Source organism: Empedobacter sp. EJD.6dd (assembly GCF_057369435.1).
In genome coordinates this window covers 1,166,056-1,192,320 of record NZ_CM170667.1, presented here as the reverse complement: position 1 = coordinate 1,192,320, position 26,265 = coordinate 1,166,056, and the positions used below count along the sequence as shown (strand labels likewise).

Below are 26,265 nucleotides of genomic sequence, written 5' to 3'. Positions count from 1 at the left end.
GCATGAAATGTGCAATTGTAACTGGTGGTTCTCGTGGAATAGGAAAAGCAATTTGTCTAAAAATTGCAGAAGAGCACAATTATCATCTTTTAATAAATTATAATTCGAATGAAACTGCTGCTTTAGAAACTTTGAAAGAAGTGGAAGCGTTAGGTGGAACAGGAGAAATTTTGAAATTTGATGTGGCTGATGCTAATCAAACACAACAAGCTTTGACAGATTGGTCTGAAAAAAATCCAGAAGCAATTGTTGAAGTCATTGTAAACAATGCAGGAATCACGAAAGACAATTTATTTATGTGGATTTCACAAGATGATTGGTCGAATGTGATTAATACAAGTTTGAATGGTTTTTACAACGTGACGCATTTCTTTATCAATCCATTGTTAAGAAATAGATTCGGAAGAATTGTTAATATAGTTTCTGTTTCTGGACTAAAAGGAACACCAGGACAAACGAATTATTCGGCTGCAAAAGCTGCTGTTATTGGTGCTACAAAAGCTTTAGCGCAAGAAATAGCAAAACGCAATGTAACAGTAAATGCTGTAGCACCAGGTTTTATCGAAACGGATATGACAGATGAATTGGATCAGCAAGAGTTAAAGAAATTGATTCCTGCCAATCGTTTTGGAAAAGCTGAAGAAGTTGCCGATTTGGTAAGCTTTTTGGTTTCTAAAAAATCGAGTTATATCACGGGAGAAGTCATTAATATAAATGGAGGAATATATTCTTAGTTAAAATGAGTCAAAGAGTTGTAATTACAGGAATGGGAATCTATTCTTGCTTGGGAACATCGATAGAAGAAGTTACAGAATCTTTGCGTCAAGGAAAATCAGGGATTATTTTTGATGAAGAACGTAAAGAGTTTGGATTCAAATCGGCTTTGACAGGAATGGTTCCTCATGCAGATTTGAAACCTTTCCTAAATCGTCGTCAGCGAATTACAGTTGGTCAAGAAACAGAGTTTGCTTATATGGCGACTTTAGAAGCATTGAAAAATGCAGGCTTGACGGAGGAATATGTGAAAACAAACGAAGTCGGAATTATTTACGGAAACGACAGCGTTTCGAAAGCAATTATTGATGCAATAGATATTGTTCGCGAGAAAAAAGACACAGAATTAATTGGTTCTGGTGCAATTTTCAAGTCGATGAATTCTACTGTAACAATGAATTTGGCAACAATTTTCGAATTGACAGGAATAAATATGACGATCAGTGCAGCTTGTGCAAGTGGTTCGCATTCGGTTGGTTTGGGGTATATGATGATTAAAGATGGCTTGCAAGACATGATTATTTGTGGTGGAGCGCAGGAAATCAATAAATATGCCATGGCAAGTTTTGATGGTTTAGGTGTTTTTTCTGCGAATGAAGCTCATCCAGAACAAGCTTGTCGCCCTTTTGACAAAAATCGCGATGGTTTAGTGCCAAGTGGAGGAGGAGCAACACTAATTTTAGAAAGTTATGAATCGGCAATCGAACGTGGTGCACCTATTATTGCTGAGGTTTTGGGTTACGGATTCTCCTCAAATGGAGGACATATTTCGACTCCAAATGTAGATGGACCAGCTATTGCAATGAATAGAGCGTTGAAACAAGCAAAATTATCAGCAGACGAAATTCAATATATCAATGCGCACGCGACTTCTACACCAGTTGGTGATGCAAATGAAGCAAAAGCAATCGATCAGGTTTTTGGGAAAACAAAACCTTATGTAAGTTCTACAAAATCGATGACAGGTCATGAATGTTGGATGGCTGGAGCAAGTGAAATTATTTATTCTAACTTAATGATGATGAATAACTTTATTGCGCCAAATATAAATTTCGAAGAAGCAGATGAAGATTCAGCTAAATTAAACATTGTTAAAGAAACCTTAAATAAAGAATTTGATGTATATTTGTCGAATTCTTTTGGATTCGGTGGAACGAATTCGGCCTTAGTAATTAAAAAATTTAATCCCTAATATGGTGAAAAGTCAAATCGCTGAAAAATTAAATGCTATCCTTATTGATGAATTTGAGGTTGACCCTTCTGTAATTTCAGAAGAGAAAAATATTAAAGAATCATTAGATTTAGATAGTTTAGACTATGTCGATTTAGTGGTAATCATTGAATCTAATTTCGGTGTGAAATTAGTGAAAGAAGATTTTCAAAATATGATAACTTTTGAAGATTTTTATGCAATTGTAGAACAAAAGTTAGAGAACAAATAGCAGATATGAAACAATGGGATGGTCGTTCTAAAGGAACGGTCCTGGGATACAAAATATTTGTCAACGTTATGAAAAAGCTCGGAATTAAGGCTGCTTACTCAGTCTTAATTTTTGTAGCTTTTTATTATTTTATAGCAGCTATTAGTAGCAACAAATCGATTTACAAATACTTCCGATATCGGTTAAATTTCTCAGTTTTCAAATCAATTCTAAGCGTTTACAGAAGTTACTACACTTTTGGACAAACTTTAATTGATAAAACTGCTATTAATGCAGGATTGCGCAATAAATATTCCTACGAATTTGATGGAATAGAATTACTGAAAAATCTATTGGCACAAAAACAAGGTGGAATTTTAATTAGTGCACATGTCGGTAATTTCGAAGTGGCTGAACATTTTTTTGCAGACATCGATTTTGATTGTCAAATTAATTTAGTTACAACAGATTTAGAACGAAATGTCATCAAAGAATATTTGGAAAGTATTTCGATGAAACCTTCGGTAAAGTTTATCTTGATTCAAGAAGATTTATCCCATATTTTCGAGATTAATAATGCGCTTAGTCGAAATGAATTAATTTGTTTTACTGGCGACCGTTACTTCGAAGGAAACAAAACTATGTCCGAAATTTTGCTTGGAAAAGAAGCTAATTTCCCAGCTGGTCCATTTTCTATCGCTTCACGACTGAAAGTGCCCGTTGCTTTCGTTTATGTGATGAAGGAAAAAAATCTGCATTATCATCTATATGCGCGACAAGCAAATTTCAAACATCGTGACGCAAACGCTTTATTGAAGGAGTTTTGTGTTAATCTTGAAACCATTGTAAAAAAATATCCTTATCAATGGTTTAATTATTTCGATTTTTGGAAGTAAATTACACAACAATATGAATTTCCTAACCACTATAAAACTTAAACTTTCACATGAAGCCCAACATATTAGTTGTTTATTACTCGCAATCAGGACAGTTAAAGGAGATTGTAGATCAAACAACGTATGATTTAGTTCACAATCAGGATATTAATTTAACGCCTTACAACATAGAAATGGAAGAGGAATTTCCTTTTCCGTGGGATTTTTATTCTTTTTTCAATGCTTTTCCAGATAGTTTTCTTCAAAAGGAAAAGAAAATTAAACCAATTCCGACCGAAATTCTGAATCAAAAATATGATTTGATTTTGCTGTATTATCAAGTTTGGTTTTTATCACCGTCGATACCGATTAATTCTTTTTTAAGAGATACGCAAACACAACAATTGTTAGAGAATGCTAAAATAATTACGATTAGTGGTTCGCGAAATATGTGGTTTTTGGCACAAGAAAAGATCAAATCAATCTTGAAAGAACGCAAAGCAAAATTAGTCGGAAACATCGCATTAGTCGATCATACACCAAATTTAGTAAGTGCGATGACGATTGTAGATTGGATGTTTTCGGGCGTTAAAAAACGAATGTTCAATTTGTTGCCTTTGCCAGGAATTAGTGAAAAAACTATTCAAGAAAGTAGAAGATTTGGTAAAATTATTCTAAATTCAATCCAAAATAATAATTATTCCGAATTACAAGAAAACCTAATTCAATCTGGAGCAGTTGAGGTAAAACCTTTTTTAGTTTCTGTGGATACAAAAGGAAATCGAATGTTTAAAGTTTGGTCAAAAATGATTGATTCTAAACAAGGTAAACAGCGAGTTAAATACTTGAAATTCTTTTATTATTATTTAATTTTAGCTATTTGGATAATATCTCCACTAGTAAATTTGTTATATATTATATTTTATCCGTTCAATTATTTTAAATATAAGAAACAGGTGAAATATTTTCAAGGAATAGATTAATATGCAACACGTATATATAACGAAAACTTCGAAGTTTTTGCCAAATCAACCAATTTCAAACGATGAAATGGAAGATTTTTTAGGAAAAATTAATGAAATTCCTTCAAAAGCAAGAAGAATCGTTTTAAGAAATAATGGTATCAAAACGCGTTATTACGCACTTGATAAAACAGGAAATATAACACATTCGAATGCCGAATTGACGAAAAATGCAATTACAAATTTATTTGATGCACAATTCACAAAAAATGAGTTAGAAGTGTTGTCTTGTGGGACTTCAACACCAGATTTGTTGTTGCCTTCTCATGCCGCGATGGTACATGGCTTGTTGCAAAACAATGTTTCGGTGGAGTTGAATTCTTCTTCGGGCGTTTGCAATTCGGGAATGAATGCGTTGAAATTTGGTTATCTTTCAGTAAAATCAGGTAATTCTAAAAATGCTATTTGTTCGGGTTCTGAGCGAGTTTCTACTTGGATGAAAGCAGAAAAATTTGAGCATGAAGTCGAGAATTTAAAAGAATTGGAAGAACAGCCAATTATAGCATTCAAAAAAGATTTTTTACGTTGGATGTTATCAGATGGAGCCGCAGCTTTTTTATTGCAAAATCAACCAAACGAAAATGCGATTTCGCTTAAAATAGAGTGGATGGAATCTTATTCGTATGCACACGAATTGGAAACGTGTATGTATGCCGGAGGTGATAAATTACCAAATGGAGAAATGAAACCTTGGAGCGATTTTTCTTCGGAAGAATGGCTAAAAGAATCGGTTTTTTCATTGAAACAAGATGTTAAAATTTTGAATGATAATATTTTAATTAAAGGTGTGGAAAGCATGAAAGCTGCAATGGATAAACATCAATTATCATCAAATGAAATTGATTATTTGTTGCCACATGTATCTTCTAATTATTTTGTTCAAGGTTTATATGACGAATTTTGCAAGAAAAACATTCATATTCCGTTGGAAAAATGGTTTATGAATCTAAGTAAAGTTGGAAATGTAGGTTCGGCATCTGTTTTTTTGATGCTTGATGAACTTTTTCAAGGCGGCAATCTTAAAAAAGGCGATCGTATTATGCTTTGTGTTCCAGAAAGTGGACGTTTTTCGTATGCATATGCATATTTAACAGTTGTTTAAAAAAAATGAATAATAAAGAATTACCCAATCATACGATAGAATTTATCAAACAATTGATTCCGCAGCGTGAACCAATTATTATGGTAGATGCTATTTTTGAGTATGAAGAGGGAAAAGTTGTTGGAGGTTTGACAGTCAAAAATGATTCGATTTTTGTGGAGAATGAGCAATTGAAAGAACCTGGAATCTTAGAACATATGGCGCAAACAGTTGCGTTGTATACAGGTTATCAATTTTATATTCGAAACGAAGTGGCTCCAACAGGATATATTGGCTCGATGAAATCAATAGATATTAATCGTTTACCAAAAGTGAATGAAAGTTTAAATACAACAGCAACTATTTTGCACGAAGTAATGGGAGTGACTTTGGTTTCAATCGAAACTAAAATAGAGGAGGAAATAATTGCAAAAGGAGAGATGAAAACAGTGATTGCAGAAACATAATTTTATGAAAGTAAATCAGCAAATTGATATTCAACAATTTCTTCCACATCGTGAACCAATGCTTTTCGTAGACACGATTTCTTGGATTGAGAAAACTTATGTTGAAGCGTTGTTTACGATAAAACCAAATCAATTATTTATTCAGAACGGATATTTTACCGAAGTTGGTTTACTGGAAAATATGGCGCAAGTTTGTTCGACGATTATTGGACAAAACTATTTTATCAATTTTTCTGATCTTCACAAAGGCGATGTAATTGGCTTTATTAGCTCGATAAAACAAGCCGAAATTATGCAATTGCCAAAGGTTAATCAAACAATTACGACGAAAGCAACGTTGTTAGAAGTTTATGATTATGATGAATTTACAATTAGTTTGATGCAAGCAAAAGTAATATGTAATGATAAAATAATTGCTACAGCAACGATGAATTTGATGCTTCAAAACCATAAAAAATGAAACAATCAGAAGTGCCACAAGATAAAGGACATCTAAAAGATTTTAACGAAGTGTATTATGCAATCGATGAACAGGGAGAATTTTCTCAAACATTGAGTGCAGGTTGGGAAGCAAAAAATATTGTTCAGTCCGAAACTTTGAAGCTTTTAGATGAACGTACTGAAGAAGCAAGACAAAAAGTATTGGATGGAAAAGCTAGTCCTATTCTATATTTCATGGAATTGAAACGTATGGATTGGGAAATTTTGTCAAATTATGTCGGAATTTGGAAGATTTTTGTCAAAAGACATGCAAAGCCAACAGTTTTCTCAAAATTAAAAGAATCAACGCTAAAAAAATATGCCGAAGCTTTTGAAATTTCGGTTGATGAATTAAAAAACTTTAATGGAAACCTTAACTGATTTTAAACATTTCCAATCAGCACATTGCGAAAATGGAGTTGCATCCAACTTATTGAAAAATAAAGGAATTGAAATTTCTGAACCGATGATTTTTGGAATAGGTTCTGGACTTTTTTTTGTGTTTTTACCTTTTCTAGAAGTCAATCATGCTCCTGCAATTAGTTATCGTCCGATGCCTGGAATGATTTTCAATCGTGCAGCAAAAAATCTAGGAATACAGGTTAAACGTCATAAGTTTCGTTCTACAAAATCAGCTCAAACCTTCTTAGATGAGCAACTTTTAGCCAATCGTCCGTGTGGATTACAAGTTGGCGTGTATAATTTGACTTATTTTCCTGAAGAATATAAATTTCATTTCAACGGACATAATTTGGTTGTTTTTGGAAAACAAGATCAAACTTATTTGATCAGTGATCCTGTGATGCAAGAAACAACAAAACTAACAGAAAGTGAGTTAGAAAAAGTTCGTTTTTCGAAAGGAGTTTTAGCGCCAAAAGGACATTTATATTATCCTGAATATATTCCAGAAAAAATAGATTATCGGAAAGCGATTACGAAAGGAATTAAAAAAACGTGTCGCGAAATGTTAGCTCCAGTACCAATTGTTGGCGTTCGAGGAATAAGAATGGTAGCTAAAAGAATCAAAAAAATGCCTACGAAAATTGGGAACGCAAAAACCAATTATTTCTTGGCACAAATGATTCGAATGCAAGAAGAAATTGGAACTGGTGGTGGAGGTTTTCGCTATATTTATGCAGCTTTTTTACAAGAGGCGTCGCAAAAGTTGAATCAACCAAATCTGAATGATTTTGCGTTAGAAATTTCTGCAATTGGTGATAAATGGCGTGAGTTTGCATTGAATGCTTCGCGTGTCTATAAAAAACGAAACAATGCACAAGATATTTACGATGTAATTTCGGATCAATTGTTGGAATTAGCAGATCTGGAGGAGTCTTTTTTTAAACGTTTAAGAAAAGCAATTTAGATATGATTGAGATTGAAAAATTATATAAACAATACAAAAATTCGGATGTTTTTGCGTTAGAAGATTTTTCTTTGACAATAAAACAGAATGAAATTCATGGTTTACTTGGTCCAAATGGAGCAGGGAAAACAACTTTGATGTCGATACTTTCAGGCTTGATTAAACCAACTTCTGGAAAGGTAGTGATTCAGAATTTTAATCAAAAAACGGATTTAAAAAAGATTCAGAAAATTATCGGAATTGTACCTCAAGAATATGCATTGTATCCAACATTGACAGCGCGGGAAAATTTAGAGTTTTTCGGAAAAATTTATAAAGTTCCTTCAAAAGAATTACACGAAAAAATTCAACTTTTGACTGAAAAAATAGGAATGTCTAAGTTTTTGGATAAAAAAATTGATTCTTTTTCGGGAGGAATGAAACGTCGCATTAATTTATTGGCAGGAATTCTTCATCAACCTGAAATTCTTTTTTTAGACGAACCAACAGTAGGTGTTGATATCCAATCAAAAATTGCATTATTAGACTATTTACAAGAGCTTCATCAGCAAGGAATGTCGATTGTTTATACGTCGCACCATATGGCAGAAGCCGAAAATTTTTGTACGCAAGTCACGATTATGAATCAAGGAAAATCGATTATAACGGCAGAACCGAAAGAATTAATCAGGCAAGTGAATGCGTATAATTTGGAAGAAGCATTTGTTAATTTAACAAAATTATCGTGATATGTGGAGCCAACTTTTAGCATGTATTAAAAAAGAAATTTTATTACTTATTCGTGATATAGGCGGGTTGGTGATTCTTTTTATTATGCCTTTGATTTTGGTTGTAACGGTGACTAAAATTCAGAAAAGTACCTACGATTCTTTTGCGGAAGCGAGTATACCAGTTCTTTTTATTGATCACGATCAGGATAGTATTTCAGCGATTGTAAAAAAACATATTTCTCATTCGGGAAATTTAAAAATTGTAACAGAATTAAATGGAAATAAACTGACGGAAGATCAACTCAAATCAGAAGTTTTTAAAGGAAAATACCAAGTTGGAATTGTCATACCAGCGAGATTATCAAAGGATTTAAATTATAAAATCAATCAAAATGTAGAGAAAATTTTGAACGAATTTGCTTTTGATAGTACGCAAGTGAAATACGGTGAACATGTTGATCCGAAAACGATTAAACTATATTTTGATCCCGCGACATCATTGGCATTCAAAGAAAATGTTTCGAATGTTTTAGATAAATTAATCACGGATACCGAAAATAAAAGTATCTATAAAGCTTTTCAACAAGAAATGGGATCAAATGATTTAGGTTTTCAAAATGAGAAGTTTATCCATTTTCAAGAAATTGTTCCCGAAGGTTCTAAATCAGTTCTAAAACCAAATGTCACGCAACATAACGTACCCGCATGGACATTATTTGCGATATTTTTTATTGTTGTTCCGCTTTCTATCAATATTGTAAAAGAAAAAAGTTTAGGTACACATATTCGATTATTAACAAGTCCAATGCCTTATTCAGTTCAAATTATAGGCAAAACGATTACGTATTTAGTCATTAGTTTACTACAATTTACAATGATTTTGGGCGTAGCCAAATTAGTTTTCCCATTGATTGATTTGCCAGGTTTCAAAACAGACGGAATTTTATTTTCTATTTATGGATTGACTGTTTTCGCTTCTTTGGCAGCTATTGGATTAGGACTTTTAATCGGTACAATTGCGAAAACCCAAGAGCAATCTGCGCCTTTTGGAGCAACTTTGGTTGTTATTTTAGCTGCTATTGGTGGAGTTTGGATTCCAGTTTTTGCGATGTCAGATTTTATGCAACATTTTGCTAAAGTATCACCGATGAATTGGGCGCTCGATGGATATTATAGTTTAATCTTGCGAAATCAATCTTTTCTTCAGATTATTCCGAATATTATTTTGTTAACTTTGTTCTATAGTATTACCTTGTTTGCCGCTATTTATTATGATAAGTTCAGAAGAGAAGATTAAAACGTTAGTACATAATTCTAATTTCGCCGTACGATTTAATGAAACCGATCCTTTGGGAATCGTGTGGCATGGGAATTATATTACGTATTTTGAGGATGGAAGAGAAGCTTTTGGACGACATTTTGGCATAAGTTATTTGGATATTCAGAAAAGTGGTTTTGTAACGCCAATTATTAAATCCGTTTGTGAGCATAAATTTCCGTTGAAATATGGTGATAAATGCAGAATAGAAACGACATACGAAGATACGTTGGCAGCTAAAATGATATACAAGTTTAAGATTTTCAATCAAGATGAAAAGCTAGTTTGTATCGGAGAAACAATTCAAGTTTTTTTAGATAGCGAAGGAGAATTGATGTTGACATTTCCACCATTTTTTGAAGAGTGGAAGAAAAAAGTTGGGTTATTGTAATGGAGAAAATTTACATTAATCGTGCGAATATTTTAACGCCTTTCGGAAATTCAATTGAAATAAATTGGAATGAGTTGTTGAAAGGTAATACGGCTGTATCTAAAATTGATTCATTTGGACATTTCAAGAATTTTTATGCTGGTAAAATTGCTGATGATATTTTCCAAAATATAAAAGATCAAGTTATAGATAATGAAGGTTATACGCGATTAGAAATAATTGGTATTTCAGCTCTAAAATCAATTATTGACAAATCAACTATTTCATCAAAAACTGCTTTTATTGTTTCGACAACAAAAGGTAATATTGATCAACTTTCTGACTCTTTAGAAAAAGCATCTATTCCAAATTTTGCAAAGAAAATTGCTGATTATTTTGGTTTTGAAACTGAACCAATTATTATTTCAAATGCTTGTGTATCGGGAGTTTTAGCGGTAAGTGTTGCAAAGCGTTTCATCGAAATGGATGAGTTTAATGATGCTTATGTATTAGCTTTGGATGAGTTGACAGATTTTGTTTTGACAGGTTTTAATTCATTTCAAGCCATGGATTTTGCGTTGTGTAAACCATTTGACAAAGATAGAAAAGGTGTCAATTTAGGCGAGGCAGCAGCATGTGTTTATCTTTCAAAAAGTAAAGAAAAAAATAGTTTTCAGATTTTGGGTGAAGCTTCAATCAACGATGCAAATCATATTTCTGGACCATCTCGTACAGGTGAAGGTCTGGTTTTGAGTATAGAATCAGCGATGAAAGAGGCGAACATTTCTTCCAATGAAATTGAATATATTTCGGCTCATGGAACGGCGACAGTATTTAACGATGAGATGGAAGCAATCGCTTTTAATCGTTTACAAATGGAATCGCTTCCGACAAATAGTTTAAAAGCTTTTTACGGACATACCTTGGGCGCTTCTGGATTATTAGAATTGATTATTTCGATGAAACAAGCAGAAGAAAATGTAGTTTTAAAAAGTCTTAATTTCAATGAAATAGGAACATCAGTTTCTCAACATATTTTGAAAGAAAATCTACAAAAAGAAGTGAATGTAATTTTGAAAACATCTTCTGGTTTTGGAGGTAGTAATGCAGTAATTATTCTAAAAAAGGTTCAGAATGCTTAAAGTTGAGATTAAAAATGAGCAAGTTTGGTTGAATGATGAATTATATTTTGAAGATTTTTCAACTGATTTTGGTATATTTTCTAAAAATTTCTTTAAATCTTTAGAAATTGATTATCCAAAATTTTATAAAATGGATCATCAGAGTAAATTAGCTTTTTTGGCTGGAGAAATTTTGTTGAAAGATGAAAATACATTGCACGAAAATCAAGATATTGCATTGATTTTTGCAAATCAAAACTCGAGTTTAGAATCTGATTTAAAACATCAACAAAGCATTCAATCTGAGGATGAAATTTTTCCAAGTCCAGCAGTTTTTGTCTATACTTTAGCAAATATTTGTTTGGGAGAAGTGAGTATTCGTCATCGATTAAAGACTGAAAATACATTTTTTATTTCAAATAATTTTAATGAAGAGCAATTGAAAAAATATGCGAATTATTTGATTGAAAAGAATAGAGCAAAAAAAGTTGTTTTGGCTTGGGTGGATTATTTACAGGGTGATTACGAAGCGAAAATGTACTTAATAGATTAAAAACAATATTAGTTTACAATAAAAAATACTATGGAAAATTTAATTAACGACTTAAAAGTAAAAATTATCGAAATTTTAAATCTTGAAGATGTATCAGTAGAGGATATCAAAAATGATGATCCTTTATTTGGAGACGGTTTGGGATTAGATTCGATCGATGCTTTGGAGTTGATTGTTTTATTGGATAAAGAATATGGAATCAAAATTACGGATCCAAAAGAAGGAAAAACAATCTTTCAATCGGTAGAGGTAATGGCAGATTATATTGAGAAAAATAGAACAAAATAATGACGAAAAAAGTTGCGATAACTGGAATGGGAATCATTTCGGCAATTGGTAATAATGTTGAAGAGAATTTCGATTCATTAATTCATCAAAAACATGGTTTATCACGCCTCGAAAATTTTGATTCTATTCATAAAAATGAAATTTTTGTAGGTGAAATTAAATTATCGAATGATGAATTAGCAACTTTTTTGAATTTATCTCCGGATAATAATTTTTCTCGAACGGCGATGTTAGGACTTATTGCTGTAAAAGAAGCGTTGAAAAATGCAGAAATTGAGCATGTAAATGAGGTCAGAACTGGATTAATTTCTTCAACGAGTGTAGGAGGAATGGATATGACGGAAAATTATTTCTTGGAGTATGAAAATTTAGCTGAAAAACAAAAGTATATTTCGAGTCACGATGCTGGTGCTTCTTCCAATCAGATTGCAAACGAAATAGGACTGAAGGGCTTTGTTTCGACGATTAGTACCGCTTGTTCTTCGGCTGCGAATGCGATTATGTATGGCGCACGCTTGATTAATTCAGGTAAATTAGATCGTGTAATTGTAGGTGGAACGGACGCTTTGTCAAAATTTACGATTAATGGTTTCAAAAGTTTGATGATTTTGAGCGATGAATTTAATCAACCATTTGATGAAAATAGAAAAGGTTTAAATCTTGGTGAAGCTGCTGCTTATTTAGTTTTGGAATCAGAAGAATCTGTTCAGAAATCAAATAAAAAAGTTCTTGGTTATTTAGTCGGTGCTGGAAATGCGAATGATGCGTTTCACCAAACAGCTTCGTCTGATAATGGGGAAGGAGCATTTTTAGCAATGAAAAAAGCTTTTGAAATTGCAAATGTACAACCAAATGAAATAGATTATATCAATGTACATGGAACTGCGACAAACAATAATGATATAACAGAAGGTCGTGCTTTGAAAAGAATTTTCGGCGAACACGTTCCTCATTTCAGTTCTACAAAACCATATACGGGTCATACATTGGCTGCTGCTGCAAGTGTTGAAGCGGTTTTTAGTTTATTGAGTCTTCAACATCATCTGGTTTATCCAAATCTTAATTTTCAATCTCCGATTGAAGAGTTGAATATCTTTCCGACTACAAAATTAGAAAAGAAAGATATTAAATATGTGTTATCAAATTCGTTTGGTTTTGGAGGAAATTGTTCGACTTTAATTTTTTCTAAATCATGAAAGAAGTATTTGTAAACGGATTAGGCTTTGTCAATGCGCAATTTATCGATGAGATAACAGATGGTTTTTTACCCTTAGAAACGTCAATTACAAAGGCAAAATCGCCTTCCTTAAAAGATATTATTTCTCCTGCGATGAGTCGTAGAATGGCTTCGGGAGTTAAAATGGGAATCTATTCTTCTTTAAAAGCTTTGAATGATGCTGGTATTCAGCAAGCAGAAGCAATAATTACGGGGACAGCTTTAGGGTGTTTGGTTGATTCGGAGAAATTTTTGACGAATATTATTCAAAACAAAGAAGAGTTTTTGACACCAACAGCTTTTATTCAATCAACGCACAATACGGTTGGTTCTCAAATCGCATTGCATCTTGGTTGTAATGCCTATAATTTTACGTATACAAATGGATCTAATTCCTTTGAAAATGCACTTTTAGATGGATTTTTGCAAGTCGAAAATCAAGAACTGAATAACGTTTTAGTTGGTGGTATTGACGAAATAGGAGAGCGAACATATCAATTGTTGCAATTAATTGGTGAGATCGAAACCGAAGAAAATCAAGGTAATAAATACAGTGAAGGTGCACATTTTTGTGTTTTGTCAAACGAAAGAATTGAGAATTCGTATGCAAAGGTTTTAGATGTTTCTATTCTAAATTATTACGAATATTTATATTCCGAAATTTTGAATTTTATTCAATTGAATCATTTGAACTTATCCGATATTGATGCGATTGTTTCTGGTGAAAATTTATTGAATATTAATGACTTAAATGAAATCGAGTTATTTGAATACAAAGATTTTATTGGAGAATTTGGAACTTCATCAGCTTTCGGATTTGTGTTAGGTTGTGAATTATTACGCAATAAAACTATACCAAACCAATTCAAAATGAATGATGTAAAAGCTGAAAGTTATAAAAATGTACTTTTAGTGAATGGGAATAAAGGCAAAGATTTAAGTTTAGTATTGCTACAATCGATATGAAATTTAAAGTTGTCACCATCTTTTTTGTAATTACACTAATTTGCTTGTCAATTGGTTGTTATGCAAAAGGTTTATCTTTTTTTTATTTACTAATTCCATTTTTTATTTGGTTGACATTAACAATTTTTGGAGCGTTTGAAATTCGATTTAACTATTTTATAAAGGCTTTTAATAAAGGAAAAACGAAAGAAAAAATTATTGCCTTAACATTCGACGATGGTCCAACAGTATTCACGCCAAGAATTCTTGAGATTTTAGAAAAGAATAATGCAAAAGCTGCTTTTTTTTGCATTGGAAAACAAATTAATCAATTTCCAGAAACTCTTCAAAAAACGCATCAATTTGGACATTTGATAGGAAATCATACCTACAATCATTCTTCAAAAAATGGTTTTTATTCCGCAGATAAAATTGTAGAAGAAATTAGTTCTACGAATAAAATCATTGAGCAAAAGATAGGAATAAAAACTAAACTTTTCAGACCTCCTTTTGGTGTTACGAATCCACATATAGCAAAAGCTTTAAGCAAAACAAAACATCATATAATTGGTTGGAATATTCGTTCTTTGGATACCATTATTGACGCTGAAAATAGATTGTTTGATCGAATTTCTCGTCAAATTAAACCTGGATCCATTATTTTGATGCATGATACTTCGGACAAAACGGCGAATGTTTTAGAACAATTATTCGTATTTTTACAAAAGGAAAATTATAAAGTAGTTCCGTTAAATGAACTCTTGAAAATTGATGTGTATGAAAACTAAAATCTTCATTTTATTTACATTTTTTCACTTGACAATTTTTGCACAAGAAAGTAAAATGAGTCAAGCTGAAATTGAAAATTTCAAAAAAGATATTGTTGCTGATTCCAAGAAAATACAGACGTTGACGGCTGATTTTACACAATATAAAGTAATGAGTTTTTTGGATAAACCCATTATGTCGAAAGGGAAATTATATTTACAGAATCCAAAAGCAATGCGTTGGAATTACACGCAACCAATAGATTATAATGTGATTTTTAATAATGGGAAAATTTACATTAACGACGAAGGAAAAAAATCGAGTGTTGATTTACAAGGTAACAAAAAGTTCGAAAAACTGAATCAATTAATAGTCGGAAGTGTAAGTGGAAATTTGTTTGATACCAACGATTTTGTGATTACTTATGCAAAAACAGATAAGTCTAGAATTGCAAAATTACAACCGAAAATGAAGGATGTAAAAAAGTATATCAAAGAAATTCAGTTGACTTTTTATTTAGGTCAATCGACAGTTACAGAGGTTAAGTTGATAGAACCTTCGAACGATTATACCAAAATTTTATTTACCAATAAATCTTTAAATAAAAAGATCAATGCGTCTGTTTTTAATCCTTAGTTTGTTCATTTTGACTTCTTGTGGAACGACTTATAAAATAGCTGATATACAAGATAAACAACGGTACGAAAGGGAGTTTCTAAATCCATATTTTAGTCAAATTGACAAAGAATATAGCTATCGTTTCAAAATTACGTTCATGAAAAAAGAGATGAAAGGTAATTTTGTGGTTAAAAAACTGGGTTATAATTCGCATCGAGTGGTAATGACATCTGATTTTGGTAATACTTTATTCGATTTGTCGGTTACAGATCACGATTATACATTGAATTATGCAATGCCAGATTTAAATAAAAAAATGGTTGTGAAAACACTTGCGAATGATTTACAAGCGATTTTTAAAAATGATTTTAAGATTGATGAACAAATAATAACGTCGAATCAAATGATTTTAAAATCGAAAGAGGTAAGTTTAGTTTTTGATAAAAATGATTCAAGTTATTTCCAAGAATTAATACATTTGAAGAACAATAAAATCAAAACTATTAATCAATTTTCGACTGATCAAACCGATTTTCCAGAACAGATATCAATCAAACATAATCACTTCAATTTAAGTATTACGCTCTCAAAAGTAAATACACAATTAGAGGAAGAGTAAAGTAACGTAAAATACATCCTTTTTTAGATTATATTTGTACATCAAAACAAGTTACAAATGCTTATTCCTAATCTATATACCATAATAAAATCTGAAAAACTTGATGAGACAAACTTTAAAGTTCAGATTGAATTGAACCCAAATCATGAAGTTTTTGAAGGTCATTTTCCTAATAATCCCATTACACCAGGTGTTTGCATGATGCAGATTATAAAGGAAGTAACAGAAAGTTTTGTTTCAAAAGACTTGTTTTTGTCTAAGGTTTCGAATGTGAAATTTATGGCGACAATTAATCCGTTTGTGAATCCTATTTTGGACTTAAATTTGAATGTTATTTGTGAAAATAATGAAGTAAAAGTGAAAAATTCTTCATTTTTTGACGCTACAAATGCGTTAAAATTTAGTGCAATTTATAAAGTTTTAGATTGATGAAAATATTATTATCTATCTTTTTATCGCTTATGTTCTATTTTGGATTAAGTTTATCTGAATTAAGAACAGATTTTGAAAATGCTTCAAAATCAGCAAATAATGTGTCGGTTTTATACAATAAATTAAATGATTATTCAGGTGATAATCAAACAATTGTTGCTTATAAAGGTGCGTCTAAAATTTTGAAAGCAAGATACATCAAAGACAAGCAAACAAAAAAGCAATATTTTACCGATGGAGCAAGTTTAATTAATAATTCGATTAAAAAAGATTCGAAAGATGTTGAAAATCGTTTGATTCGATTAATCATTCAAGAGAATATTCCGAAGTTTATCAAATACAATCAAAATATACAAGAAGACAAAGTATTTATTGTCGATAATTATAGTTCTGCACCAAAAGAAGTTCAAACTTTAGTAAAATCTTACGCAAAAAAATACAATACTTTTACAGCTCAGCAGCTGAAAAAACTTAATTAATGGATCTTTCGATTATTCGACATAAAATAGACGAACTAAAAGTTTGTGTACTTATACCAACTTACAATAATCATAAAACGTTGAAACGTGTGATAGATGGAGTTTTGGAGTATACAAATCAAATAATTATTGTGAATGACGGATCAACAGATGAAACTTCAACTATTTTAAAAGACTATCAAAACCAATTCACTGTTGTAACTGTAAAACAAAACAAAGGAAAAGGAAATGCGTTGCGAGTTGGTTTCAAAGAAGCTAAGGCAAAAGGTTATCATTATGCGTTGACGATTGATTCGGATGGACAACATTTTCCACATGATATTCCAAATTTTATCACAGAATTGGAGCAAGTAAATAAACCAGTTTTGATTATTGGAAGTCGTCAAATGGAGCAAGATGGTATTCCGAAAAAAAGTAGTTTTGGAAACAAATTTTCTAATTTTTGGTTTTGGTTCGAAACTGGAATTAAGCTGAATGATACACAATCTGGTTATCGTTTGTATCCATTGAAATTTATTCCGAAAAGATTCTGGACAAATAAATTTGAGTTCGAAATAGAGGTGATTGTACGCACAGCGTGGAAAGGAATCGAAGTTAAAAATATTCCGATTGATATTTTGTATGATCCAAATGAGCGTGTTTCGCATTTTCGTCCGTTCAAAGATTTTACGCGAATCAGTATCTTGAATACCTTTTTAGTGTTCTTGACAGTTTTCTACATCAAACCGCGAAATTTTCTATTCAGTTTCAAAAAAAAAAATATACGAACATTCATTAAAGAAGATATCTTAGGTAGCAACGATAGCAACAAAGTAAAAGCGTTGTCAATTTCGTTGGGAGTTTTTCTTGGAATTGCTCCTTTTTGGGGATTTCAAACTTTTTTATCCATTTTCTTAGCTTCGATATTTCGTCTTAATAAAGTCATTAGTTTCTTTTGTTCAAATATCAGTATTCCACCCATGATTCCACTGATTATCTATTTGTCTTTGGTTACAGGAGGTTTTATTTTGCAAGACAATTTTCATTTAGATTTGAGTTTAGTTTCATTTGATATCATCAAAAAAAATCTTCTTCGATACGTGATAGGAAGTTTAGTTTTAGCCTCTTTTTGTAGCATTTTAAGTGGAATTGTAAGTTATTTTTTATTAACTTATTTCAGTCAAAAGACCGTAAAGAATGCATAAGTTTTTCTACACAATATTTTTACAAATCAAGGCAAACAAATGGTTTAGTATGTTACTTTTTGTTGTCTTTTTAGTTGGTTGTGCTTTTTTTGCTAATCGATTAAAATTTGAAGAAGATATTACCCGAATTATCCCAAAAGATGAGAAAAATGATGCGATTACAAAGGTTATTGCTCAATTAAAATTTACGGATAAAGTTGCAGTAATTATCGAAAAAGATAAGGCAGGAACGTTGGATGATATGACGGCTCAAGCAACAGATTTTTTGGATAGTGTTCAATCGCTTGACAAATATTATCATGATGTGCAAGGGCAATATGATTTAGATAATTTTGCTTCAACGTTTGATTTTGTTCATCAAAATTTACCACTTTTTTTAGAGAAGGAAGATTACAAGAAGTTAGAGCAAAAACTGACTAAAGACTCGATTGCTTCGATTGTTGAGAGTAATTACAAGAGTTTAATTACGCCGACTGGAATTGTTTCCAAAGAATTTATGTTAAAAGATCCGCTTGGATTGACTTTTGTTGCGTTAAATCGTCTGAAAGAAAAGAATTTGACAGACGATTTTGAAGTTTACAATGGATTTATTGTAACAAAAGATCATTCGAAATTATTTCTTTTTATCAACCCAAAATTTTCTGGAAGCGAGACAGAACACAATACCGAATTTGTGAATCGTTTGGAAGAAATTCAGAAGAATTTAAATCCAGAATATAAAGACAAATCAACACTAAGTTATTTTGGATCTAGCTTTATTGCAGTTGCAAATGCAAAACAAATTAAGCAAGATATTATTACAACAGTTTTGATTTCGATGATTACACTGATGATTATTTTGATGGTTTTTTATCGTAAGATTTATATTCCAATTATCATTTTTATTCCGTCCGTATTTGGTTTTTTCTTTGCTTTGGCAATGTTGTATTTTATTCAAGGAACCATTTCTTCAATTTCACTGAGTATTGGAGCGGTTCTGCTTGGAATAACAATCGATTATTCGTTGCATATCATGACGCATTATAAGCACAATAGCGATTCTAAAGTTTTGTTTAAGGAAATTACAAAACCGCTAATCATGAGTTGTACAACGACAGCGATTGCATTTTTGTGTTTACTTTTTGTGAAATCAGATGTGTTGAAAGATTTAGGAATTTTTGCTGGTATAACAGTTGTTGTTTCGGGTATTTTTTCTTTGTTGATTATCCCACATTTGTATCATCCAAAACAAGATGCTGTCGAAAATAATTCATCAATAATTGAAAAATTAGCGTTCTTTTCTTTTCACAACAACAAGATATTAATTGGCATTTGTGTGCTTTTGATTATAGTTAGTTGTTTTACGTTTAATAACGTGAATTTTGATAAAGATTTGTCAAAATTAAACTACGTTGCAACAGATCAAAAAATTGCCGAACAAAAGTTAGAAACTTCATCAAATTCGATTTCAAAATCATTGTATGTTGTGAATTATGGAACGAATGTCGATCAGGTTTTGAATCAAAATATTGCATTAACCAATCAACTTCAGCAAGCAGAAAAGAAAGATGAAATTTTAAGCTACAATTCAATACAATCGTTGGTTTTACCAACTTCGATTCAACAAGAAAAGATCAATGATTGGAATCATTTCTGGACAACTGAAAAAGTGAATTTTGTGAAGAATGAGTTCATCAATGATGGAAAAAAATATGGTTTCAAACAAAGTATTTATGATCAATTTTTCTCAATTTTTGATAAATCTTATCAACCTTTACAATTAGAAGATTATCGCGCATTTAATCCGTCACTTTTTGAAGAATTTGTTTCTGATAAAAATGGTTTTTACACGATTTCTACTTTAGTGAAATTAAAAGAAGAAAATCGCGAAAATTTTGTCAACCAATATCATACAAAAGAGACTATTGTTATTGATCGAAAACAGCTAAACGAGAATTTTTTAGGGAATTTAGTATCTGATTTTAATAATTTGGTAAACTATTCGTTTATCGCTGTTTTATTGATCTTGTGGTATTTTTTCCGCCGCATTGAATTGGTGATTATCAGCGCGATTCCGATTGCTTTATCGGGATTAGTTACTGCAGGTTTGATGGGACTTTTCGATATCAAATTTAATATTTTTAGTAGTATCGTTTGCACGTTGGTTTTTGGTCATGGTGTCGATTTTAGTATTTTTATGACGAGTGCTTTACAAAAAGAATATACGACAGGTAAAGATGAAATGCCAACTTATCGCACATCGATTTTATTAGCTGTTATCACCACAATTTTAGCCATTGGTGCATTAATTTTTGCCAAACATCCAGCGTTGAAATCAATTGCGTCAGTTTCATTAGTCGGAGTTGTAGCGGCATTGGTGATTACATTTATTTTCTATCCAATTTTATTTCGCTTCTTTATTTCGAACCGACCAAAACGTGGTAAAAGTCCAATGACATTGTGGTTAGCAATTCAAAGTGGTATTTTCTTTATTTATTTTGGACTATTTGGAACAATTACTTCTCTGATTCTTCGATTTTTGATGCTTATTTTACCAATTTCCAAAGAGAAAAAATACAAACTGTTTGGATGGGGAATGTCAACATTTATGAAATCTGTGTTGATGTTAAAACCAACAGTAAGTAAGAAAATAATCAATCCTAACGAAGAAGATTTTAATAAACAATCGATCATTATCGCAAATCACAGCTCTTTTTTGGATACGTTAGCGATAGGAATGTGTACATCGAAAATTGTGTTTCTAGTGAACGATTGGGTGTATAAATCGCCAATTTTTGGACGTGCTGTGAAAATGGCTGGATTTTATCCCGTTTCGAATGGAGTAGAAAATAATCTTGAAGAGATCAAAGAAAGAATTGGAAATGAGTTTTCGTTGATGATTTTTCCTGAAGGAACTCGTTCTCGTACGAATAATATCAACCGTTTTCATAAAGGTGCATTTTATCTTGCAGAGAAATTGAAATTAGATATTTTACCGATTTACATTCATGGAAATTCTGAGATTATTCCAAAAGGTGATTTCTTAATTTCTGATGGGCATATTTATTCTGTCATTGGAAAAAGGATTTCCTGGAATGAGGAGAATTATGGTTCAAATTATTCTGAACGAACAAAGCGTATAAGTAAAGAATTTAAAGCTAATTTTCAGGAAATTCGTGCAACATATGAAGACGAAAATTATTGGAAACAAAAGCTATTTTTAAGTTTTTTATATAAAGAATCGGAAATTATTCGGGCGGTTAAACAAGATTTTAAACAAAATAAATTCGTTTATCATCACTTAAATAATGTTTTCGAAGCGAATGAAAAAATTGTTCATTTTGCTGATGATTATGGACAACTTGATTTTTTATTGTTGATGCAGCAAGCAAATCGCAAAATAATTTCATTTGTGAGAGATGAAGAAAAAGGAGAAATTGCGAAAACTAATTATATCACAAAGATTCGTTCATTAGAATATCAAACCAACTTTAACGTTATTGATGAATATCAAACACTTTTAATTTCAACAGAGATAGATTTGTTTTATCAAGAAACAATCAATCAATTTGAGAAAGTTGTCGTCCTAAAAAACAGAAATATTAACAAATCACTTTTTACTGATTTTATTAAACAAACCGATACAAATGAATACACAGTCTACACAAAATAAATCTAATCCTCATTACGATGTTATCGTGATTGGTAGCGGTTTGGGTGGACTTGTTTCTGCACTTATTTTGGCAAAAGAAGGTAGGAAAGTAGTTGTATTGGAAAAGAACAATCAGTTTGGAGGAAACTTGCAAACTTTTGTTCGAAACAAAACTATTTTTGACACAGGTGTTCACTATATTGGAGGTTTGGACAAAGGAGAAAATTTATATAACTATTTCAGTTATTTGAATATATCCGACGATCTGAAGCTTCATCAGTTGGATAAAAATGGTTTTGATATGATTTCTTTTGACGATGATGAAAATGAATATCCAATTGCACAGACCTATCAAAATTTTGTAGAACAATTGGCTGTTTTCTTCCCAAATGAACGCGAAAATTTAATCGAATACAGTAATAAGTTAGAAGAAATTTGTTCGGCATTTCCTATGTATAATTTGAACATCGGAACGTTTGCTGATGAAGAGAATTTTCTATCTATAAATGCGAAAGAATACATAGATTCTATTTTTACAAATGAACGTTTGAAAGCGGTTTTAGTTGGAAACAATTTTCTGTATGTTGGACAAGCAGAGAAGACTCCGTTGTATATTCATGCGCTTTCGGTTAACTCTTATATACATTCGGCTTGGCGTTGTGTGAATGGTGGAAGTCAAATCGCAAAACTTTTGATTAAAGAGTTAAAAAAATATGGTGGAGAAATTTATAAATACCAAGAGATAACAGCTTTTGTACAAGATGAGCATGAAGATGTAATTGGGTGCGAAACCAAAGAAGGAAAGCAATTTTTTGGTGATTTATTTATTTCGAATATTGATATCAAAAAAACGATTGACATGTTGGGCGAACGTAAGTTTGGAAAGCCTTTTTCGAGACGTGTCAAAAGCTTGGAAGTTACACCTTCGGCTTTTACCATTTATTTGGTTTTTAAACCGACAACTTTTCCATATGTCAATCATAATATTTATCATTTCAATTCGATAAATGATGTTTGGGATAGTTATGAAAAAGAAACGAATGACTGGCCAAATACATATATTGCGACATTTAGTTTGGATCAAAAAAATAAGGAATATGCTGAAAGTATGACGATTATGACTTATATGACGATGGAAGATGTGCAGCAATGGGAAGAATCGTATAATGTTGATATTAACAATAATTACGGCAATAGAGGTGAGGATTACGAAGAATTTAAGCGTCAAAAAACAGAGTTGATAATCAAAAAACTTGAGAAAAAATTTCCGAATATTCGTGAGCAGATTTCAGCAATTCATACTTCAACCCCTTTGTCTTATCGTGATTTTATAGGTTCCGAAAAAGGAAATATGTATGGTTATTTGAAAGATAGCAATCATCCGATGAAAACATTTATTTCTCCAAAATCTAAAGTAAAAAATGTTTATTTTACAGGTCAAAATGTACGTGTACACGGAGTTTTGGGTGTCACAGTTGGTGCGTTTGTAACTTGTTGTGAAATACTTGGAGCCGATTATTTAATGAATAAAGTTCATCGTGAAATAAACCAAAAAGCTAATGAATAAATACGTTTACTTTTTTATTTTTATTCTTCTATCTCTTTCTTCATGTAGTGTCCAAAAAAGTCTGGCAGATCGTCCAGATATTACTTCTTATCATACTCAACAGTATATTCGTCAACAAGCGAATGACTCACTTTTTTACATCGGAAATAATTTTTTGAAAAAAAATAAAACACAGAATTGGGAACTTTTTGTATCTGGAGATCCATTAGAGATTGGGCAAAAAACGGGTGTTTTAACCAAAGAATTATACGCTTTTCAGGAGCAATCTTTTATGAATTTGATTACAGATTTTATTCCTTCAGATAGACGAAGAAAATTTTTGTTCAAAGTTCTCAAATATTATAACCGCGACTTACATCATTATGTGAACAATGAATATAAAGCACAAATTTTGGGGCTTTCTGAGTCTGCAAATAGTCGCTACGACTCATTAATAGATAAGTACAATCGCAATCTTTTTTTACATGGAGCACACGATATTGGGCATGCAATGCACGATTTGATGTTGGTAGGTTGTTCATCTTTAGCGGTTTGGGATGATAAATCTGATGATGGTGGATTATTAATTGGACGCAATTTTGATTTTTATGCCAATGATGATTTCGCTAGGAATAAGATTGTGTCATTTGTTAAGCCAACGTCAGGTTTTCCATATATGTCGGTTACTTGGGGAGGAATGATTGGCGTTTCGTCGGGTATGAATTTACAAGGCTTGACAGTAACGATAAATGCAGGAAAATCTTCTATTCCGTTGAAAGCAAAAACTCCGATTTCGCTTGTTGCTTTAGAGATATTGCAATATGCTGCTACGATTGATGAAGCTATTGAGATTGCAAAAAATAAAAAAGTATTTGTCTCAGAAAGTTTGATGATTGGAAGTAGCAAAGATCATCGGGCAGTTTTGATTGAAATTTCGCCTAAAAAGTTTGGAGTTTATGAAGTACAGAATCAACCATTTTTAGCATGTACCAATCATTTTCAAAGCGAAGAATACAATGATGATAAACGAAATAATAAGCAGATAAATGAAAGTCATTCCGTTTATCGATTTGAGAAAATAGATGAACAATTGATGGCTAAAAATCGATTAAATCCTCAAAAAATGATTGATTTACTTCGTGATACAAATGGTCTTAAAAATAATGAAATTGGTTTTGGAAATGAAAAAGCGTTAAATCAATTGTTAGCACATCATGCAGTTGTTTTTCAACCAGATAAACGATTAGTTTGGGTTTCATCAAATCCGTATCAGTTAGGTGAATTTACAGCTTACGATTTGAACAAAATTTTTAAAGATTCGATTAGGAATTTTACCTTGAATGTAGATAGTTTAAAGATTGAAAAAGATCAATTTTTAACGACAAAAGAATACCGAAATTATGAGCAATATCGTATTCAAAATCATCAAATTACTCAACTTTTAAAAGATAAAAAAGAAATTGATACCAGCTTTTTAAATAATTATATTCAAAATAATCCGAATTTTTGGAAAGTTTATGCCCAAGTTGGTGATTATTATTTTCAACAAAAAGATTATCAACAAGCGAGTAATTATTATAAATTAGCATTGACAAAGGAAATAACTACGGTTCCGGATCAAAATAAAATAGAGAAAAAGCTATCCAAATGTACGCGAAAAATAGCCAAGAAGAGTCCATAGAAAAGTTTTCGATTGAAGAAATTAAAACATTTCAAAATCAAAAATTACAAGAGCAAATTGCGTATTTAGCAATGCATTCTAAGTTTTACCAAGATTTATTTGAAGAACATCAGATTGATTGGAAATCGATCAAATCAACGGAAGATTTAGAATTGATTCCAGTTACAACGAAGAATGATTTGCAGCAACGTAATCTTGATTTTTTATGTGTTCCTCAAACTGAAATTATTGATTATTCAACGACTTCAGGAACTTTGGGCGATCCTGTAACATTTGGATTAACAGATAGAGATTTAGAACGTTTGGCGGATAATGAATTGAATTCATTTCAGCGAATTGGTGTCCGAAAAGGGGATACTGTACAGTTGATGACAACAATTGATCGACGTTTTATGGCTGGATTGGCTTATTTTCTTGGATTGAGAAAGTTAGGTGCTGGCGTTATTCGTGTTGGTGCAGGAGTTCCTCAATTGCAATGGGATTCTATCCAAAAATATCAACCGAAGTTCTTGGTCGCTGTTCCATCTTTTTTATTGAAAATGATAGATTATGCTGAGAAAAATAACATCAATTATCAAAATTCTTCTGTAAAAGCTGTTTTGTGTATTGGTGAATCCTTGCGAGACAAAGATTTGCATGCTTCTTTGTTGGCTCAAAAAATTACTTCGAAATGGAATATTCAACTTTTTTCGACTTATGCTTCTACTGAAATGAGCACTGCTTTTACAGAATGTGAAGAAGGAGTAGGAGGGCATCATCAGCCAAATTTGATTATTACTGAGATTTTGGATGAACAAAATAATGAAGTAGCTGATGGCGATTTAGGTGAATTGACGATTACCACTTTAGGAATTGAAGGAATGCCTTTGTTACGTTTTAAAACGGGAGATTTACTGCGAAAACATTCAGAAAAATGTAAATGTGGAAGTAATACTTATCGCTTGGGACCAGTCGAAGGACGTAAGCAACATATGATAAAATATAAAGGAACAACACTGTATCCACCTGCATTGCATGATGTGTTGACGCATTTTGATGAAGTGAAATTACATTTGATAGAAATTTATTCAAATGAATTAGGTACTGATGAAATCTTGATTCGATTAGTTTCGACAGATGAATCTGAAGATTTTTTAGCAAAAATAAAAGATCATTTCAGGGCAAAATTAAGAGTAACTCCTTCTTTTAAATTTGAAATTTTTGATGAGTTACAAGCTGTTGTTTTTAAACCAGAAAGTCGAAAACCGATTACTTTTATTGATTATAGGGAGAGTAATTAGGGAGATTGATATAAAAAACA

The 26,265-nt window shown here is 31.6% G+C and carries 28 protein-coding genes; all 28 read left to right on the top strand.

Annotated elements, in window-relative coordinates; genetic code table 11:
* Window positions 1–2 precede the first annotated feature (2 nt).
* The 28 genes from flxB to flxY are packed head-to-tail and all read left to right on the top strand — an operon-like array spanning window position 3 to window position 26,245.
* A complete protein-coding gene (gene flxB, locus AC2I98_RS05565) occupies window positions 3–734 on the top strand; it encodes a flexirubin biosynthesis SDR family reductase FlxB (protein WP_486413635.1) in 732 nt (243 codons plus the stop codon).
* Between the two features lie 5 nt (window positions 735–739).
* Complete coding sequence (locus AC2I98_RS05560) at window positions 740–1,966, top strand: beta-ketoacyl-[acyl-carrier-protein] synthase family protein (protein ID WP_486413634.1); 1,227 nt, start codon at window positions 740–742, stop codon at window positions 1,964–1,966.
* A 1-nt stretch (window position 1,967) separates the two neighbouring features.
* Window positions 1,968–2,216, top strand: coding sequence for an acyl carrier protein (locus AC2I98_RS05555; protein WP_486413633.1), 249 nt, complete (start codon window positions 1,968–1,970; stop codon window positions 2,214–2,216).
* A 5-nt stretch (window positions 2,217–2,221) separates the two neighbouring features.
* A complete protein-coding gene (locus AC2I98_RS05550; protein WP_486413632.1) occupies window positions 2,222–3,091 on the top strand; it encodes a lysophospholipid acyltransferase family protein in 870 nt (289 codons plus the stop codon).
* A gap of 50 nt (window positions 3,092–3,141) precedes the next feature.
* Window positions 3,142–4,053: a dialkylresorcinol condensing enzyme DarA gene (locus AC2I98_RS05545; RefSeq protein ID WP_486413631.1), complete on the top strand. Its 912-nt coding sequence runs from the start codon at window positions 3,142–3,144 to the stop codon at window positions 4,051–4,053.
* Window position 4,054: 1 nt separating this feature from the next.
* Entirely contained in the window at window positions 4,055–5,194 is a 1,140-nt protein-coding gene (gene darB, locus AC2I98_RS05540; protein ID WP_486413630.1) for a dialkylresorcinol biosynthesis protein DarB, read from the top strand.
* Between the two features lie 5 nt (window positions 5,195–5,199).
* Window positions 5,200–5,640 (top strand): hotdog family protein, encoded by a 441-nt coding sequence (locus AC2I98_RS05535; RefSeq protein WP_486413629.1) that lies wholly within the window; start codon window positions 5,200–5,202, stop codon window positions 5,638–5,640.
* A 4-nt stretch (window positions 5,641–5,644) separates the two neighbouring features.
* Complete coding sequence (locus tag AC2I98_RS05530) at window positions 5,645–6,100, top strand: hotdog family protein (protein ID WP_486413628.1); 456 nt, start codon at window positions 5,645–5,647, stop codon at window positions 6,098–6,100.
* On the top strand, window positions 6,097–6,501 hold the full coding sequence (gene DarG, locus AC2I98_RS05525) for a flexirubin biosynthesis protein DarG (RefSeq protein ID WP_486413627.1): 405 nt from the start codon (window positions 6,097–6,099) through the stop codon (window positions 6,499–6,501). The genes AC2I98_RS05530 and DarG overlap by 4 nt, the downstream gene beginning before the upstream one ends.
* Window positions 6,485–7,486 carry a BtrH-related acyltransferase DarH gene (darH, locus tag AC2I98_RS05520; protein WP_486413626.1) on the top strand — a complete coding sequence of 334 codons (1,002 nt, stop codon included), beginning with the start codon at window positions 6,485–6,487 and terminating at the stop codon, window positions 7,484–7,486. Before DarG ends, darH begins: the two co-directional genes overlap by 17 nt.
* Window positions 7,487–7,488: 2 nt before the next feature.
* Complete coding sequence (locus tag AC2I98_RS05515) at window positions 7,489–8,214, top strand: ABC transporter ATP-binding protein (RefSeq protein ID WP_486413625.1); 726 nt, start codon at window positions 7,489–7,491, stop codon at window positions 8,212–8,214.
* Window position 8,215: 1 nt separating this feature from the next.
* Window positions 8,216–9,493, top strand: coding sequence for an ABC transporter permease (locus AC2I98_RS05510; protein WP_486413624.1), 1,278 nt, complete (start codon window positions 8,216–8,218; stop codon window positions 9,491–9,493).
* The gene (locus AC2I98_RS05505) at window positions 9,468–9,905 is read left to right on the top strand and encodes an acyl-CoA thioesterase (protein WP_486413623.1); all 438 of its coding nucleotides are present in this window, start codon (window positions 9,468–9,470) and stop codon (window positions 9,903–9,905) included. Before AC2I98_RS05510 ends, AC2I98_RS05505 begins: the two co-directional genes overlap by 26 nt.
* On the top strand, window positions 9,905–11,026 hold the full coding sequence (locus tag AC2I98_RS05500) for a beta-ketoacyl synthase N-terminal-like domain-containing protein (protein WP_486413622.1): 1,122 nt from the start codon (window positions 9,905–9,907) through the stop codon (window positions 11,024–11,026). Before AC2I98_RS05505 ends, AC2I98_RS05500 begins: the two co-directional genes overlap by 1 nt.
* Window positions 11,019–11,558, top strand: coding sequence for a 3-oxoacyl-ACP synthase (locus AC2I98_RS05495; RefSeq protein ID WP_486413621.1), 540 nt, complete (start codon window positions 11,019–11,021; stop codon window positions 11,556–11,558). The genes AC2I98_RS05500 and AC2I98_RS05495 overlap by 8 nt, the downstream gene beginning before the upstream one ends.
* 30 nt (window positions 11,559–11,588) lie before the next feature.
* Window positions 11,589–11,846 (top strand): phosphopantetheine-binding protein, encoded by a 258-nt coding sequence (locus AC2I98_RS05490; RefSeq protein WP_019975316.1) that lies wholly within the window; start codon window positions 11,589–11,591, stop codon window positions 11,844–11,846.
* Entirely contained in the window at window positions 11,846–13,042 is a 1,197-nt protein-coding gene (locus AC2I98_RS05485) for a beta-ketoacyl-[acyl-carrier-protein] synthase family protein (RefSeq protein WP_486413620.1), read from the top strand. Before AC2I98_RS05490 ends, AC2I98_RS05485 begins: the two co-directional genes overlap by 1 nt.
* Window positions 13,039–14,028, top strand: coding sequence for a beta-ketoacyl synthase chain length factor (locus AC2I98_RS05480; protein WP_486413619.1), 990 nt, complete (start codon window positions 13,039–13,041; stop codon window positions 14,026–14,028). The genes AC2I98_RS05485 and AC2I98_RS05480 overlap by 4 nt, the downstream gene beginning before the upstream one ends.
* Window positions 14,025–14,795: a polysaccharide deacetylase family protein gene (locus AC2I98_RS05475; protein ID WP_486413618.1), complete on the top strand. Its 771-nt coding sequence runs from the start codon at window positions 14,025–14,027 to the stop codon at window positions 14,793–14,795. Before AC2I98_RS05480 ends, AC2I98_RS05475 begins: the two co-directional genes overlap by 4 nt.
* Window positions 14,785–15,411: a flexirubin biosynthesis/transport protein LolA2 gene (gene lolA2 / locus AC2I98_RS05470; RefSeq protein ID WP_486413617.1), complete on the top strand. Its 627-nt coding sequence runs from the start codon at window positions 14,785–14,787 to the stop codon at window positions 15,409–15,411. Before AC2I98_RS05475 ends, lolA2 begins: the two co-directional genes overlap by 11 nt.
* Window positions 15,389–16,012, top strand: a complete 624-nt coding sequence (lolB2, locus tag AC2I98_RS05465) for a flexirubin biosynthesis protein LolB2 (RefSeq protein WP_486413616.1) — start codon at window positions 15,389–15,391, stop codon at window positions 16,010–16,012. Before lolA2 ends, lolB2 begins: the two co-directional genes overlap by 23 nt.
* Window positions 16,013–16,069: 57 nt before the next feature.
* The gene (locus AC2I98_RS05460) at window positions 16,070–16,441 is read left to right on the top strand and encodes an ApeI family dehydratase (RefSeq protein ID WP_486413615.1); all 372 of its coding nucleotides are present in this window, start codon (window positions 16,070–16,072) and stop codon (window positions 16,439–16,441) included.
* Window positions 16,441–16,923 carry a hypothetical protein gene (locus AC2I98_RS05455; protein WP_486413614.1) on the top strand — a complete coding sequence of 161 codons (483 nt, stop codon included), beginning with the start codon at window positions 16,441–16,443 and terminating at the stop codon, window positions 16,921–16,923. The genes AC2I98_RS05460 and AC2I98_RS05455 overlap by 1 nt, the downstream gene beginning before the upstream one ends.
* Window positions 16,923–18,107, top strand: coding sequence for a DUF2062 domain-containing protein (locus AC2I98_RS05450; RefSeq protein WP_486413613.1), 1,185 nt, complete (start codon window positions 16,923–16,925; stop codon window positions 18,105–18,107). The genes AC2I98_RS05455 and AC2I98_RS05450 overlap by 1 nt, the downstream gene beginning before the upstream one ends.
* On the top strand, window positions 18,100–21,759 hold the full coding sequence (locus AC2I98_RS05445; RefSeq protein WP_486413612.1) for an MMPL family transporter: 3,660 nt from the start codon (window positions 18,100–18,102) through the stop codon (window positions 21,757–21,759). The genes AC2I98_RS05450 and AC2I98_RS05445 overlap by 8 nt, the downstream gene beginning before the upstream one ends.
* Window positions 21,734–23,305: a phytoene desaturase family protein gene (locus tag AC2I98_RS05440; protein ID WP_486413611.1), complete on the top strand. Its 1,572-nt coding sequence runs from the start codon at window positions 21,734–21,736 to the stop codon at window positions 23,303–23,305. Before AC2I98_RS05445 ends, AC2I98_RS05440 begins: the two co-directional genes overlap by 26 nt.
* Complete coding sequence (locus AC2I98_RS05435) at window positions 23,298–24,965, top strand: C45 family autoproteolytic acyltransferase/hydrolase (RefSeq protein WP_486413610.1); 1,668 nt, start codon at window positions 23,298–23,300, stop codon at window positions 24,963–24,965. Before AC2I98_RS05440 ends, AC2I98_RS05435 begins: the two co-directional genes overlap by 8 nt.
* Complete coding sequence (gene flxY, locus AC2I98_RS05430) at window positions 24,932–26,245, top strand: flexirubin biosynthesis putative acyl-CoA ligase FlxY (RefSeq protein WP_486413609.1); 1,314 nt, start codon at window positions 24,932–24,934, stop codon at window positions 26,243–26,245. Before AC2I98_RS05435 ends, flxY begins: the two co-directional genes overlap by 34 nt.
* Window positions 26,246–26,265: the final 20 nt, after the last annotated feature.